The organism is Rhizobium sp. P40RR-XXII (genome assembly GCF_012641405.1).
GTDB lineage: Bacteria > Pseudomonadota > Alphaproteobacteria > Rhizobiales > Rhizobiaceae > Rhizobium.
The window spans coordinates 114,540-129,814 of the sequence record NZ_JABAII010000006.1 but is presented as its reverse complement, the minus strand read 5'-3'; the positions used below and the strand labels follow the sequence as shown (position 1 = coordinate 129,814).

Annotated in this window: 14 protein-coding genes; 2 read left to right on the top strand and 12 right to left on the bottom strand. The window is 59.2% G+C overall.

Annotation, left to right across the window (positions count from 1 at the left end; genetic code table 11):
* Positions 1-5 precede the first annotated feature (5 nt).
* From HGP16_RS13635 to HGP16_RS13625, 3 genes are all read right to left on the bottom strand, one after another.
* Complete coding sequence (locus HGP16_RS13635; RefSeq protein WP_168840557.1) at positions 6-848, bottom strand: carbohydrate ABC transporter permease; 843 nt, start codon at positions 846-848, stop codon at positions 6-8.
* Entirely contained in the window at positions 845-1,774 is a 930-nt protein-coding gene (locus tag HGP16_RS13630) for a carbohydrate ABC transporter permease (RefSeq protein WP_168840556.1), read from the bottom strand. The genes HGP16_RS13635 and HGP16_RS13630 overlap by 4 nt, the downstream gene beginning before the upstream one ends.
* 67 nt (positions 1,775-1,841) lie before the next feature.
* Complete coding sequence (locus tag HGP16_RS13625; protein WP_168840555.1) at positions 1,842-3,140, bottom strand: extracellular solute-binding protein; 1,299 nt, start codon at positions 3,138-3,140, stop codon at positions 1,842-1,844.
* A gap of 272 nt (positions 3,141-3,412) precedes the next feature.
* Between HGP16_RS13625 and HGP16_RS13620 the strand changes: the two genes are divergently transcribed.
* Positions 3,413-4,459, top strand: a complete 1,047-nt coding sequence (locus tag HGP16_RS13620) for a Gfo/Idh/MocA family protein (protein ID WP_168840554.1) — start codon at positions 3,413-3,415, stop codon at positions 4,457-4,459.
* A 15-nt stretch (positions 4,460-4,474) separates the two neighbouring features.
* Here HGP16_RS13620 and HGP16_RS13615 read toward each other — a convergent pair whose 3' ends face one another.
* Positions 4,475-5,611, bottom strand: a complete 1,137-nt coding sequence (locus HGP16_RS13615) for an ROK family transcriptional regulator (protein ID WP_168840553.1) — start codon at positions 5,609-5,611, stop codon at positions 4,475-4,477.
* 161 nt (positions 5,612-5,772) lie between these two features.
* On the opposite strand from HGP16_RS13615, the gene HGP16_RS13610 reads away from it, so the two are divergent.
* On the top strand, positions 5,773-6,147 hold the full coding sequence (locus HGP16_RS13610; RefSeq protein ID WP_168840552.1) for a helix-turn-helix domain-containing protein: 375 nt from the start codon (positions 5,773-5,775) through the stop codon (positions 6,145-6,147).
* A 268-nt stretch (positions 6,148-6,415) separates the two neighbouring features.
* Here HGP16_RS13610 and HGP16_RS13605 read toward each other — a convergent pair whose 3' ends face one another.
* From HGP16_RS13605 to HGP16_RS13570, 8 genes are all read right to left on the bottom strand, one after another.
* Positions 6,416-7,444 carry a DUF4365 domain-containing protein gene (locus tag HGP16_RS13605; RefSeq protein WP_168840551.1) on the bottom strand — a complete coding sequence of 343 codons (1,029 nt, stop codon included), beginning with the start codon at positions 7,442-7,444 and terminating at the stop codon, positions 6,416-6,418.
* A gap of 118 nt (positions 7,445-7,562) precedes the next feature.
* The gene (locus HGP16_RS13600; RefSeq protein WP_168840550.1) at positions 7,563-8,090 is read right to left on the bottom strand and encodes an NADH-quinone oxidoreductase subunit B family protein; all 528 of its coding nucleotides are present in this window, start codon (positions 8,088-8,090) and stop codon (positions 7,563-7,565) included.
* 13 nt (positions 8,091-8,103) lie between these two features.
* On the bottom strand, positions 8,104-9,615 hold the full coding sequence (locus HGP16_RS13595; RefSeq protein ID WP_168840549.1) for an NADH-quinone oxidoreductase subunit C: 1,512 nt from the start codon (positions 9,613-9,615) through the stop codon (positions 8,104-8,106).
* A gap of 16 nt (positions 9,616-9,631) precedes the next feature.
* A complete protein-coding gene (locus HGP16_RS13590; RefSeq protein ID WP_168840548.1) occupies positions 9,632-11,095 on the bottom strand; it encodes a hydrogenase 4 subunit F in 1,464 nt (487 codons plus the stop codon).
* On the bottom strand, positions 11,092-11,757 hold the full coding sequence (locus tag HGP16_RS13585) for a hydrogenase-4 component E (protein WP_168840547.1): 666 nt from the start codon (positions 11,755-11,757) through the stop codon (positions 11,092-11,094). The genes HGP16_RS13590 and HGP16_RS13585 overlap by 4 nt, the downstream gene beginning before the upstream one ends.
* Positions 11,757-12,713 (bottom strand): respiratory chain complex I subunit 1 family protein, encoded by a 957-nt coding sequence (locus HGP16_RS13580; RefSeq protein WP_168840546.1) that lies wholly within the window; start codon positions 12,711-12,713, stop codon positions 11,757-11,759. The genes HGP16_RS13585 and HGP16_RS13580 overlap by 1 nt, the downstream gene beginning before the upstream one ends.
* Complete coding sequence (hyfB, locus tag HGP16_RS13575; protein WP_168840545.1) at positions 12,704-14,725, bottom strand: hydrogenase 4 subunit B; 2,022 nt, start codon at positions 14,723-14,725, stop codon at positions 12,704-12,706. Before hyfB ends, HGP16_RS13580 begins: the two co-directional genes overlap by 10 nt.
* Entirely contained in the window at positions 14,722-15,024 is a 303-nt protein-coding gene (locus HGP16_RS13570; RefSeq protein WP_168840544.1) for a DNA-binding transcriptional regulator, read from the bottom strand. Before HGP16_RS13570 ends, hyfB begins: the two co-directional genes overlap by 4 nt.
* Between the last annotated feature and the right edge of the window lie 251 nt (positions 15,025-15,275).

The window sequence follows — 15,275 nt, the reverse complement described above, 5'->3', positions numbered from 1 at the left end:
CCGCCTTAGCCCTTCACCGAGCCGCTGGTCATGGAACCAAGGATCAACCGCTGGAGAGACAGGAACGCCACGATCGCCGGTACGACGGAGATGAGGCAGGCGGCCGCCAGCAGCTGGATGGACGAGTCGGTTTGCATCCCCCGGAAGTTAAAGATTCCTACGCCGATCGGCATCAAATTGTTTTGCGTCAACAGCAGAAAAGGCACGAGGAACTGCGCCCAGCCGGCTATCACGGTGATGATGAAGACGGAAGCTATGCCGGGCGCCGACAAGGGAAGGACGATCCGCCAGAAGACGGAAAACCGGTTGCATCCGTCGATCATTGCCGCTTCGTCGAGGCTGCGCGGAATGCCGTCTACCGTGCTCTTTAAGAGCCATGTCGCAAGCGGCACGCCAAGAGCAATATAGACCATCGTCACGGCGAAATGCGTATCGAGTAGGCCAAGACGGTTCATGTAGCGATAGAGCGGCACCATGATCACCAGCGGTGAAATCATCTGGAACAGCAAAAGGCCCATCATGGACAGGCCCTTGCCCCTGAACTGGAAGCGCGAGAAGGCGTAAGCCGCCGGCAGTGCGACAATCAGAACGCCGAAGCCGCTCAGCGTTGCGAGCTTCAGGCCATTCCAGAGATAGAGCGGGAAATAGCTGTTGTTGAGGACAGTAACGAAATTGTCGATGGTCGGATTGTGCGGGATATAGCGTGCCACGCCGCGATAGATCTCCCGCCGGTCACGCAGTGCCAGCGACAGGAGGTAGGTGAGGGGACCGGCGAAGAATACGAACATCACCAACATGAAGAGGTAGCTCAGGAAATCGCCGAAACGTGTGCCGGTACGCCTGCTCATCTCTCTTCCTCCTTCGGCAGGAACGATGCAGAAACAAGCGCCAGTCCGAGGCTTATGATCAGCATCAGCACGGAAAGCACGCTTCCGCCTGATAAATCGTAGTTGCGGAAGACGATGTTGAAGACATAGAGCGATATGACTTCGGTCGCGCGCCCGGGTCCGCCGCCCGTCAGCGTTATGATCGCGTCGAAAGTATTCAAAGTCATGATCGTGATCAGGATCATGTTGACGAGCATAGCCGCGCGCAACTGCGGAATGGTGATGAAGAAGAATTGCTGCGAACCCGTCGCGCCATCGACTTCGGCCGCTTCGTAGAGCGAGGGGTCGATCGCCTTGAGAGCGGCGTACATGACGACCATCGAGAAGGCCGTCCCGCGCCAGATGTTCGAAATCAGGGCCGACCAAGGGGCGATCGCCGGATCTGAAAGCCAGGCGACGACGGGCAGGTGCATGAGCCGCAAAATACTGTTGAGCGCACCGTAGGGTGCTTCCGAAAACAGCATCTGCCAGATGATGCCGCCGGCAATCCCCGGGACGACCCAGGCAATGAGCGCCGTGGTTCGCAAAATCGTCGTGCCGAACAGGCCGCGCTTTTCTCCGCGGACAACGACGACGGCGACAGCAAGGCCGAGAATCTGCTGACCGATGACGCTGCCGCCGACGAAGACGAGGGTCGCCCACAGGATATCGGGAAGCTGCGGCGAGCTCAGCATGTTGGCAATCGAGCCGAGCGTATAGTCCTGAGTATTGCCGATGAGCGTGGCATTGGTAAACGACAGGCGGAACACGTCGATCATCGGATAGAGATAGAAGATGCCGATGACGATGATCACTGGCAACATCCAGGGCAAGGGTGCCCCGGCGAAACGACGCATGAACGATCTGCTGTGCGGCCGGTCGGCAGCCTCGATGGCGATAGGGGTCATTGGGCTTCTCTGTCCGGGTTGACGCTACCGGCGGCGCCCTTTGGAGGCGCCGCCGCGATCCCAATCGTTAGAGACGCTTGTAAGCCTCCATCGTCGCGCTGAACGCCGCGTCGAGAGCTTGTTCGGGCTGCTTGGTACCCGACAGGACGTCACCCATCATGATCTGGATCTGGTTGGAGATTTCCGGATAGATCGGAGCGCCCGGACGAGCCTGGCCGTTGGCGAGCGCCTCGGCAAAGGTCTTGTTAGCGTCGGTCGAGAAGACCTGATACTTGTCGAACAGCGATTTGCGCGTCGGCAATTGCTGCTGCAGCGCGTTGGCGGGTCCCATATAGACATCACGGGCAAGGTTGGCGCACATCTCGACCTTGCCCTTGTCCTTGCTGAACGAAGCGACCGTCCAGCCGCCGGTACCGGTGGAGCGCTGATCGGCCGTGGGGCCGGGAATCGGCGAGAAAGTCCAGTTGCCGAATTCATCCTCGTCCAGCGTGGCTTTCAGCTGAGCGAGCTGCCAGTTGCCGCCAATGAAGAGCGCCGTGGTTCCGGCAGCCGCGGCCGCGTTCAGGTCGTCATAGTTGGCAATCGTGGTAACCCGCTTGGGCGCCGCACCGGAATCGACGAGATCCTTGTAGTAGGTCAGGGCCTTGAGAAACTTCTGCTTGTTTTCGCCCTCGCCGAAGACCGGCTTGCCGCTGTCGTCGACGAGCTTGCCGCCGAGCGCCCAATAATTCGCGAGCCAGTCGAACGTTGAGCCCTCATAACGGCCGGCATTGAAGAGGATGCCTTCCATACCCTCCTTGACGGAGGCGATGCCGGCCTTCTTCAGGTCGGCCCAGGTCTGCGGCGCATCCGGGACGATGGACTTGTTGCGATAGAGCACGCGAAGATCCGTATCCCACCACCAGGCGCGGATCGTCTGGTCCTTGTCGCTGATTCCGCTGCGGATGAAGGGGAACAGGTCGGCGATCTCATCCTTCGAGAAATAGGGGGTGAAGTCGGCCAGCACATGGTTGACCATGAACTGAGAGAGAACGAAAGAGTCGACGGCGGCGCAGTCCGGAGCGTTGCCGGCCTTTGCCTGCTCGAGCATCTTTGCCTGTTCGGTACCGATATCGGTCGACATGAACTGCATCTGCAGCTTCCAGTCGGGATGTTTCTTGATGAAATCGATGAAGAGCGCCTGATAGCCCTTGGCGATCGCCGGATCGGCATTGTTGGGACTATCGTTCGTAAGCCTGACGGTGAGGGTTTTCGGCGCATCGGCAAGGCCGATCCGATCCTTTGTCGCAATTTCCTGGGCAAATGCGGCAGGCATTGAAAACAACATTGTACTCAGCGCTAGCGCACTGACGAACGCTCTCTTCATGATGGGTCTCCTCCCCATTTTGAACGGATACAGCCTGGTGGTCGGTTGACCTCTCCTCATTTCCATGCTGCATTAATTAGATTAAGTTACTTTGATTTGATGTCAAGCCGCAGCTTCGGAGGATCAAGATGCCGGCGACATTCAACAGCAGCTAGCGGCGTGCGGCCGCGTTTCCTGATGACGGAATGATCGAGCCACCGCGGGCATCCGTGATGGGCGGTTTACTTTTGGCTGGCGAGAGCCGGCTGACCCTGACATCTATGGAGGATCGGATGCGCTTACTCATTCTCGGCACGGGCGGAATGGCCCATAAGCATGCTGCAAGTTTCAAGGCGATCGAGGGCGTTAGCGTCGTGGGCGGCGTCGACGTCGTTGCGGAGCGGCTTGTCGCCTTTTGTTCGGAACATGGCATTCCCAATCATTTCAGCTCGCTTGAGGAAGCCCTTGCCTGGGGCGAGTTCGATGCCGTCGCCAATGTGACGCCCGACAGCGTCCACCATGCGACGACGCTTCAGGCGATTGCGGCCGGCAAGCACGTCTTTTGTGAAAAGCCGCTTGCGACCGATGCGATCAAGGCGATGGAAATGACCGACGCGATTGAGAAAGCGGGCAAGGTCGGCATGGTGAATTTCACCTATCGCAACTCGCCCGCCCTGCAGAAAGGCCGGCAGATGGTGCTCGCCGGCGAGATAGGCGAGGTGAGGCATGTTGAAGCGTCTCACCTGCAGAGCTGGCTCGTCGGACGGCATTGGGGAGACTGGAAGACCGAAAGCAAATGGCTGTGGCGCCTGAGCAAGAAACATGGCTCGAACGGCGCACTCGGCGACATCGGCATCCATATCGTCGATTTCGCCTCCTATGGTTCTGGCCTCGACGTTGCCCATGTCTTTGCGCGGCTGAAGACTTTCGACAAGGCGCCGGGTCATAGGATCGGCGACTATGACCTCGACGCGAATGACAGCTTTACCATGAACGTCGATTTCACGACGGGAGCAATCGGCACCATCCAGGCGACGCGCACCGCTGCGGGCCAGATGGATCAACTTCGTCTCAGGGTCTATGGCGAGACAGGTTCGATCGAGATGATCTATGATACCGGACCGTCGACGTTGCGCGCCTGCCTTGGCGAAGACGTTCATACCGCGACATGGCGCGACGTTCCGTTCAACGAAGTGGAGACGAACTATCAGCGCTTCGTCCAGGCGGTCAGGATGGGCAAGACGCAGGAACCCTCATTTCGTCGTGCCGCGAATATTCAGAAGGTTCTGGACAAGGCGATCGCCTCGGACATCAGCCATGCCGATGAGGCTCTTGCCTGAGCCGGCATCATTGAGTCAGGCGGAAACCGGCGGCAACAGGGTGTTGAGGAAAGGCAGAAGTGCTGCCCCCAGCGCCACGCCGCCGCCGCTGAAGCTTGCGGGCTTCATCGGCGAAATCCATGGCGTCAGGAACGGCCGCTTCGACGTGTCGCGCCGCTCGACTGAAAGCTGATGGATCAGCGCCTCGATGACGCCTCTCGGCAGGTCGCCGCCGATCATGATGACGCTCGGCGCGATGAAGCCGGCAATTGCGATGATCGGATCGAGCAGGTGGCTTGCCGCCTCGCGGATCCATTGCGCCAGCAGCGGAGAAGACAGCTCCTGGCCCTCCAAAAGGCGGGCGAATTCGTCATCGCCGATGAGGGTGCGCAGGGCGCCGAAGCCGACAACGGTGCTCAACGGGACATTGTCGGGACCAGTGTGCATGTCGCCGATATTGCCGGCGCGTCCGTGGACGCCTGAATAGGGAATGCCGCGAACAAGGAAGCCGGCCTGGACATCCTCGTCGATGATGATCATGGCCAGCCCGCCTCCGGGCGCAGGTGTGCCGATCGTGCGCTCGGCAAGCAGGCCTGTCGTGCACTCGTTCTCGACACGGCTAGACGGAAGTTTTGACGCCGCATCAAGCTCGCCCGCCTCTTCCGCGGTCCAGTCATTCGAGCCGATTCCTACGCCGATGATCGGCAGGCCGGGATGGCGGCCGAGCATGGCTTCGATGGCCGAAAGGATGGAGTCCACCCTTCTTGTTCGAACGAGGGTGAAATAAACGCGGTCGTGAACCTGGCCGCTGAGATCGACGAGGACGGCTTCGCCCCGGCTTTGACGAACCCGGACGCCGATCGAGAAGGCTCCCTCGGGCCGCAGGGCAAATTCGGTCGCGGTCGCGCCACTGCCCACACCGTTGCGGCGGTGCGAGGTCACCAATCCTTCCTCGCCAAGGCGGCGGAGAATGTTGGTGATCCCCGGCCCGGTCAGCCCGGAGTGTCGGCCGAGTTCCATGCGGGTCAAAGGGCCATGACGGCGGATTGCCTCTAAAATGACGCGGATATTTCTGTCGGCGATTTCTCCTGACCGCAGACCAAGCGTTTTACCCCGCGTAACGTCCGCTTCTTCCGGCTGACGCCGCCGCGGCCCGGATCGAAGATACCGCATAACCGACTTCCCTGAGCACCCTCATGCGTGTGTATCACGGCAAATGTCGATGCCCCTAACTATTTTCCAACTGGCTCTTGCAAGTCATTGATTTCATTTCGGTCGCAATCGTACTGCGTTGGGTGCAAATGTAATGGCGGGAGCCATTTTCGGACGACTTGTTGGCGATTGACATATTGGTTCTCCCCATTGTGGCTGTGGCATCGTCAAGTTGGCTTAGCCGCATACTGCTTATATGGGAATTTACTCAGTTTGAGGCTGGCGCCATTCTTCCTGCCGATAGCGACTTGAAGGAGGATGTCACTATGCCTGTTGATAGTGAGCTTTTCGAAACGTCGGCGGGAAAACATATGGTTTCCCCAGGCGTGATGCCTTTAAACCATCCGTCTGCCGCCACCACGAGACGCAAATCCGAAAACGTGCTGCGTTTAAAGGCTGATGGCAGATCAACCGATGATATCGCAAGAGAGGCCGGTGTCAGCCGGGCGACGGTAACCAGAATCTTGCGCTATGTTGAAAGAGCGGCCGCTAGCTAGCTGAGGTCTGACCCAGCGAAAGGTGGCTGAAGGTCTACAGGACGCCTGCAACCGTCGGCGTAGGGCTCGCCGGGTCTTTGCACAAAGGGATGTGGATTCGCGTTAAGATCGAGGGAAGCGAACGGCATCGATATGACCAAGACTCGGTCCGCGGCTATAAATCGCGCTCCATCATCTCCGGCCCGGCTCGTTTCGGGAAAAGAAAAGTTGCCGTCCGATGGAGATCATGAGCTCGACTTATTGCGATTGCCGCGTTCACGTGCCTCATTCAATTTTCTGGTTCGGCGGAGCCGCGCGATGCGCGTCTACTTTGCCAAAAGGCAGCCTCTTCCTCATCGGTCATGTAATCCTCCGTCTCTGGCGATGGAGGATCTTGTTCTTCGGGGTAGCCCGCTTCCAGAAATTCCTCCGCTTCTAGGTAGGCCAGGGCTTCCGGTCGAACCTGAACCTCCAGCACATGCACCGCGACCTTGCCGGAATATTCATTGATTGGTTCGGCGTAAGAATAGCTTGCCCAAGGGAAGAGTTGGACCATCAATTCGTGAAGATCATGTGCGCGAATGCGATAATCGACCTGTATCTCTGGCTCGTCTTTGTCCAGAAAGACGCGCAAATTGCGGAACATGGGGGAAGAATCGCCCCATTCGTCCCAAATGAATAGCGCGCCATGATCGCTAATCCTTTCCATCAAGGCACGATCGACCGCCAACGCGGAGCGCAGCAACATCTGCGGGTTCGCCTGGATGGCCTCCTCGAAACTCAATCTGGCGGACGCGTCCATGACGTTGGATGCTGGAACGGTCAGCAACCATCGCTCTTCATTTCTGTCGTTGCCGGATACAGCCGAAGCCCACTGCCACGCGATATCGCCGCTATCCGGATTGAAAAGGATCACGCAAATCGACAGGGAATGCGACGTCCAGTAATCCAAATCGCGCTTCTGAATTTGATGCATGTAATCGCCGCGATCGTCCCTTGCCGGCGGAGCCGGCCTGATCTGCATTGCTAGAAAACGACCGGTTGACCATCCGTTGTCGAGGATCTCGGCGCGAGCATCAATGCCGCTCTCTTGCGGGTATGATAGCCGGCGGAAAGGCCAGTTAAAGTCTCGGACAAACACCTTCTCGACAGCGTCGATAGCGGCGCAAACGGCAGGGTCTGCATGAGAAGCGCTGAGGCCTATGATATGCCGGCGGCTTCGCGACAGCTTTCCGCGACCGGCTGCTGCGAAGAAGCGGCACACCGCCATCACCGCAGCAACGATTATAAGAATTACTGCCTGCAGACGTCCAGTCATCGAACCTTGCCGTCATACTAGAGTATTTTCGTCTGTCTTCGGATCGCGAAAGCCCTCAATCGTCTTGTCTTTACACATTCCGGACGGAAAACCGCCGCGCACCTTTCCTGGAATATCTCTAGCCGGTGTCCTCGCTTACGTGATCAAGCAGTGCGAGCAATCCTTTGAGGATGTCCGTTGGCGAAGGAGGGCAACCGGAAATGTGCAAGTCGACGGGCACGATCTTCGAAACCCCGCCGGCCACGGCATAGCTTCCGGCAAAGCAACCGCCATCGCGCGCGCAGTCGCCCAGCGCAACGACCCATTTCGGTTCCGGCGTGGCATTATATGTCCGTTCGAGGGCTTCAGCCATGTTCTTTGTCACAGGGCCGGTGACCATGAGCACATCAGCATGACGAGGCGAGGCCACGAAACGAATGCCAAACCGTTCGATATCATAGAAGGCATTGCTCAGAGCGTTCATTTCGAGTTCGCAACCATTGCAGGATCCGGCGTCGACGGCGCGGATCGCCAGACTGCGACCGAGCCTGTGGCGCGCTTTCCTGTCGAGCGCGGCCGCGAGTTCTTGAGCCGCTGCATCGGCACGGACCGGTGCAGGTTCCGTCAAAGGCGGCCGGATCAGGCTTTCGAACAGGAGCTTGCGCATGGTCTCTTAGCCTTTACAGATCGTGCCCCGAGTATGAGCAGTTGAATGACTTGTTGCAGAGCGGAAAGTCAGCGACGATATTATCCTTGATCGCGGCCTCCAGCAGTGGCCATTGAAACCAGGAGGGATCGCGCAGATGGCAGCGTTCGATCCTGCCTTCCGGTGTAAGGCGTAGCCATGCCAGGATGTCACCGCGGAACCCTTCGACAAGAGCCACGCCCTCCCGAAAATCATTGGCAGGCGTCACATCCGAAAGAACCGGCCCGCCCGGGAGTTGATCGAGAATCTGTTCGATGAGCGACAGGCTCTGTTCGACTTCGCGAATGCGGATCCATATCCGGGCGTTTACGTCACCGTCGCTAAGTGATGGTATATCGAAGGTCAGTTCGTCATAGGGCGGATAGGCAAGGTTGCGTCTGGTGTCGAACCTACGGCCGGCTGCTCGCCCGATATATCCGCCCGCGCCATATTGGCGTGCAAGCCCATCGTGCAATGTGCCCGCACCGACTGTCCGGTCTTGAAGCGAGGCTGTATTGTCGTAGAGTTCCACCAGAGCTGGGAATTTCCGGCTGAGCTCGGCATGCAGGGCCTGCAAACCAGCCTTTCCGTTGCAGTCGAGGTCGGCGGCAACGCCGCCTGGCAGGATGCGGTCGCGCATCAGCCGGTGACTGAAGGCAGCGTCGGCGGCACGCAGCACCTGCTCGCGCAACATGCCGCAATGAGCAAGCATCAGTGCAAAGGCGGCGTCATTGCAGATCGCGCCTATATCTCCGAGGTGGTTGGCGATCCGCTCAAGTTCGGCCATCAGCGCTCGTAGCCAAACGGCACGCAGCGGCACCTCGAGCCCGAGAGCTGCTTCGGCTGCTCGCGAAAAGGCATAGGCATAGGCGACGCTGCTGTCGCCGGATGTCCGCCCGGCAAGCTGTATCCCACGAGGCAGATCGGCCCCGGCCATCAGCGACTCGATCCCCTTGTGGGTATAGCCGAGCCGTTCCTCGAGGCGCACGACGGTTTCACCATTGGCCATGAAGCGGAAATGCCCGGGCTCGATGATGCCGGCATGCACCGGCCCCACCGGAATTTGGTGCAAGTTCTCTCCATCGGCATGCAGAAAGGCGTATGAGAATGCCGGGGCGGGCACGCCGCGTTTTCCCAATGGGAACTGCAGATCCCAGCGGCCATGGTCGATCCATGGCCTGTTATCCGGAAGTCCTTCCGGTTCCAATCCCGTAAGGTCGCGGAGCGTTCGTTCCAGACGTAGTGCCGGTGGATGGTATTGCGCGATGGACGGATAGCCATTGCGCAGTTCCTCCAGGCTGAGGATAGCGCTCTTGCCGGCCTGCTCGTCGAGCAGCGCCATATGCACGGCGTTGCGCTCGCCCCAAAGGCCAAGCATCGTCAACTGTCCTTCCGATAACCTCGATGCAGCCGATATCCACGTGGAAGAATCGGTAACGGTGCGCGGCCATGGCCCATGATGCGAAACCGGGCGGCCATTTCCTATGAGATCATCCAGCATCGACATATTCCTGCCCCCCGCATCATCGAAGAAGATTGGCGATATGCTGAAACCAAGCAACCATCGGCGATGGCAGGTAGATTCCGGCCCCAAGAACCAGCGCCAGGTGCAGAAACATCGGCAAGTAGGATGTCTCGGCAGGAGCAATGCTGCCGCGCGGTTGGCCGAAGATAGCTCCCGTCAAGCGCAGCAATAGTGCCCCGAAAGCGACCAACAGCCCAAAGACAAGCGGAATGGCGAGCAGCGGCTGCCTCGCGAAAGTCGAGCTGATGATGAGGAACTCGCTCATGAAGATACCGGCCGGTGGCAGACCGGCAATGGCGATGACCCCGGTCAACAAGCCCCAGCCGAGTCCCGGATGCGTCTCGGTAAGGCCCCGAATGGCCGAAAGCCTCTGTGTCCCCTTGATCTGGGCGATGTGGCCGACGGCAAAGAAAATCGCCGACTTGGTCAGCGAATGCATGACCATATGCAACAGGCCGGCGAAATTGGCGAGCGAGCCGCCGAGACCGAAGGCAAACACGATGATGCCCATATGTTCGATCGAGGAATAGGCGAACAGACGTTTGATGTCGCGACGGCGATAGAGCATGAAAGCGGCGAAGATCAGCGAGACGAGCCCCATCGTCATCATCAGCGGCCCAGGGCTAATTGCTTCCGGGCTGGCTGCGAGCAATATCTTGAAGCGCAAAACGGCATAGAGCGCAACGTTAAGCAGAAGGCCCGAAAGCACCGCCGAGATCGGTGTCGGCCCCTCGGCATGCGCGTCCGGCAGCCAGGCATGGAGTGGCGCAAGTCCGACCTTCGTGCCGTAGCCGAGCAACAGGAAGATGAAGGCGAGGTTGAGAAGAGCCGGATCAAAGCCGGCGGCATGTTCTACCAGCGTCGTCCAGACCATCGCGTCGTAGCCGGTGCCAACAACGGCCTGAGCGGCCAGGTAAACGAGGATGGTACCGAACAGCGCGAAGGCGATGCCGACGCTTCCGAGGATGAAATACTTCCAGGCCGCTTCCAGTGCCTCATGGGTGCGGTAGATGCCGACCATCAGCACCGTGGTCAGCGTCGCAAGTTCCACCGCCACCCACATCAAACCGATATTGTTCGACACGAAGGCGAGATTCATGCCAAACATCATGATCTGATACATCGCGTGGTAGAATCGCAAGTTTGCGGGGGTCAGACGGCCGATCTCAAGCTCATGGGCGATGTAGCCGGCACTGAAGACGCTGGTGGTGAAGCCGACGAAGGCATTCAGGACGATAAAGATGATATTGAGATCGTCTACGAGCAGATAGCGGCCAGGTGGTGGTCGAGTGCTGAAAAAGAGCAAAAGCGCCGCAAGCAATGTCAAAAGGCTCGCGAAAATGTTTAGCCGCGCCGTCATGCGGTAGCCGGGCAGCAGTGCCAGAAGGGCTGCAGCGGAGATTGGAACGACGAGGACGGCCGTTACCGCGTCGAAGCCGAGGAGGGTGGAAGGGGCGTTCATTTCCGCCGTCTCCCCTTGAAGTCGTCGAGCGCCCGGACGTCGACCGTGTCGAAGCGCTCGCGGATGCGGAACAGGAAGACGCCGATGACGATGAAGGCGATCAAGATCGAGAAGGCGACGCTGATCTCCACTACCAGCGGCATGCCCTTGGCGCCGGTCGCCGCCAGCACCAATCCGTTTTCGAGGGACATGAAGCCGACGACCTGGCTGACGGCATTGCGGCGCGTGACCATGATCAGCAGCCCCAGCAGCAGAACAGACAGGGCGAAGGCAAGATCTTCGCGTGCGATCGGATCGGCCGATGGCGTCACCCGCAGCATGACGACCGTGGCCAGAGCCACCAGTCCCAGGCCAACGAGCATGGTGGGGCCGACCCCGACGACAGTCTCTATCTCGCGATGGATGCCGAGCTGGCGGATCATGCGATGCAGCACCACAGGAATGATGATTGCCTTGAAAATGAGAGCGATCGCCGCCGTCACAAAGAGATGCGGCGCATCCTGGATGAGGGCTTGCCAAGCAACCGACAGCGTCAGCACCAGCGAATGCAGCGCAAAGACGTTCAGCAGAGCATAAAGACGGTCCTGATAGAGCATCATCATGCTGACGAGCACCAGGCCGCCGGCAAGCATGTGGGCGATGTCGAAGATCGACGCGCTCATCAGAGCCCCCTCGACACGAAACGCAACAGTGCGGCGAGCAGACCGAGCATCAGCGCTGCACCGAGGAATTCCGGCACGCGGAATACGCGCATCTTGGCGGTTGCGGTTTCAAACAGCGCAAGCAGGGCGCCACCCGCCGCCAGCTTGGCGAGATATGCAAACAGTCCGATCAGGTAGGCAAGCGGGCCGACCCCGAAGGCGACGAGCTTCCAAGGAGCGAAAAGGCACGCGATCAACGAAATATAGAGCAACAGCTTGAGCGATGCCGCGAGCTCGATCATGGCCAGGTGCCGCCCGGAATATTCGAGCACCATGGCTTCGTGCACCATGGTCAATTCCAGATGGGTCGCCGGGTTGTCGACGGGGATACGGGCGTTTTCGGCAATCGCGACCATGACGAGGGCAATGAGGGCAATCGCCAGCGAGACGCGCAATCCCACTTGCGGCGACGTCATGAAGGCAGCGATGGCGGAAAGTTGGGTCGAGCCGGCCACCAGGGCAAGCGTGAAGATGATGAGCAGCATAGACGGCTCGGCCAGCGTCGCAATCATCATCTCGCGACTCGAGCCGATGCCGCCGAAGCTCGTGCCCACATCCATGCCGGCAAGGGCCAGGAAGAAGCGTGCACTGCCAAGCAACGCTATGATGGCGATCAGGTCCGCGGTCCAGCTAAAGAGGAGGCCGGTGGCGAAGGTCGGAATGATGGCGGCAGCCACCCATGTCGCAGCGAAGATCAGGTAAGGTGCTGCTCTGAATAGCCAGGATGCGTTTTCCGCAACCACTGCCTCCTTGCGCAGAAGCCGGATAAGGTCGCGATAGGGCTGGATCAGGGAAGGCCCGCGACGGCGCAACAGCCGTGCCTTGAACATGCGCACAACACCCGTCAGCAGTGGCGCCAGCAGCACGACGAGGGACATCTGGAAGGCTTGGGCGAAAAGGGCTGAGACTATGACCATAGCGCCAGTACCAGAAGCAGCAGGACGAGCGTGAGGAAAACCAGGCTCAGATAGCGCCGAATTGTCAGAAACTGCAGATAGTTGAATTTTTCCGCGGCAAAGCCAATGGCGCCGACGATTGGTAGATACAGTCCTTCCCAGATATGGTCATGCATTTCCAGGGAGAACCGCGCCGGCCGGAGATCGCCGGGCGGTGGTATGATGACCCGGTCGCGCGCGCTAAAGATCAGCGCGCCGAAGACGCGCCTGATGGGTTGGGCGAAACTGCTGGCGGTATATTGCGTGGCCGGGCTGCTCAGCGGAAAGCCGCAATCCCAGGCCGGCGCGCGGCGGATGCGTCGAGAGCCGAGGCGGTGGACGAGATAGACCGTGAACGACGCCGAAAAGAGGATGAAGAGGAAAACGAGCAAGCCGTTATAAGAGCTGCGGGCTTCGGCGATCGGCACGATCGACAGCCATGGAATATCCGTTTGCACCGGCATCCGCTCGTGGATCAAAGAGAGCGACAGCGGTGCGAGTGCATCGATGACGACTCCCGGCAGGACACCGGCAGCAAGGCAGAGGAAAGCCAGAACCGACATAGCGGCAAGCGAGGCACGATCGACCTCCGTTGCCCGTTCGACCAGCCCGCTACGCGGACGGCCAAGAAACGTCACACCGAAAACCTTGACGAAACAAGCCGCGGCAAGGGCGGCGGCAAATGCGAGCAGGCCGCCTACGGCCGGCACGAGGAGCTTCAATCCCCATTGCGGCAGGGCTGGGCTCTGCAAGACGGCCTGAAAAGTCAGCCATTCGGAAACGAAACCATTGAAGGGAGGAAGGGCCGAGATCGCAATACAGCCTACGAGAAAGAACGCGGCCGTTACCGGCATACGATGGATGAGCCCACCGAGTTTTTCCATGTCCCGTTCCCCGGTTGCCGTCAGTACTGCGCCGGCGCCAAAGAAAAGCAGGCTCTTGAAGAAAGAATGGTTCAGGACATGGAACAGGGCGGCGGTCAGCGCCAAGGCGGCCGGCAAACCCATGCCATTCGCCTTGAACGCAAGCGCCAGACCGAGGCTGACGAAGATGACGCCAATATTTTCAATGGTGCTATACGCGAGCAGGCGCTTGAGATCACTCTCCATCAGCGCGTGCAGGATGCCCAGAACCGCGGTGATGCCGCCGATCGCCAGGACGACCATGCCGAACCACCAGGCCGGCGCGCCGAGCAGATCGAAGATCACGCGGATGAAGCCGTACACCGCGACTTTGGTCATGACACCGCTCATCAGGGCCGACACATGACTGGGAGCGGCTGGATGCGCTCGCGGCAGCCAGACATGTAGAGGCACCAATCCGGCTTTGGATCCAGCACCGAGCAGCAGCAAAATGAGCACCAAGCCTGATGTCAGCGGCGCATGTTCGGCCGCCCTCATCGTGGCGAAACTGTAATTGCCATCCGGTCCTGCAAGCAAGCCGAAAGCGAGCAGAAGAGTGAGCGTGCCGAAGCTAGCCATGACGATATAAAGATAGCTGGCTTTCCGGTTGCTGATATCGCGGTGATGGGCGATCACAAGCGCCCAGGAGGCGAGCGACATGAACTCCCAGGACATTAGGAAGGTGAAGGCGTCGTCCGCGAGGATCACGAGGTTCATGCCTGCGACGAAAGCGGGGAAGAACGGCAGTACTCGCTGCGGCGCATGTTCGTGACGGCCGTAGCCGAGGGCATAGAGGCTCGAAACCATGCCGCCGAAATTAATGACTGTCAGAAAGAAGGCGGACAGTGCGTCCAGACGAAAGTGACTGCCGAGCCACGGCAGGCCGATGGGAAGCACGAGCGTGGATAGGGCGTCGGGAGAAGCCATCGTGGCGAGCGCGTCGATCGCTACGCCAAAGGCGATTGCCGATAGACCGAAGCTTAGACCATAGGTGACCTTCGTTGCTTGTTTCGACCGGACGATGAGGACCGCAAAGGGGGCGGTTGTAAGCAGAAACACTGAGCATAAAAGGAGCGTGGGCAGAGAGGTCATGAGCGAGGTCCCGCTCCTCGCCCGGGCAATCCAGGCGAACCGCTCTCCGACCGCTTGGCCTTCAGCCTGACGCCGCGCCCTCCATCCTGGCTGACGGCCCCTTCGTTGATCACCTCTATGCCGGCCTCGTTCAAGGCCGCCAGCAGTCGCATCAGGGAATCGACATTGCCGCGCACGACGTCGGAGCTTGCTTCCATTCGTTGGATTGTCGGAACGGATACCCCTGCCAATTCCGCGAGTTGGCGCTGATCTATACCAAGAAGGGCTCTGGCGGCACGCATCTGTGCGGCGGTGATCATGGCGGAACCATCACTTTTGCTCTACAAGCTCCGATGTTAGCAGTTTAGCGCATGCTTACTGATGTATCAAATCACGTTTGTGATGCGGCATCGCCACACAAAGCCAAAAGGTCACTTGTGACAGCCCATAAGAAAACCGTCCTCAATGAGAAGAAAAGCTCTAAGGCGAGGCTCGGTCGGGACGTCGCAGCCAAAAATTCTCGTAACTTATTTCTTGGCCGCTTGACGGAAAAACAAAGTTACTTAATCTA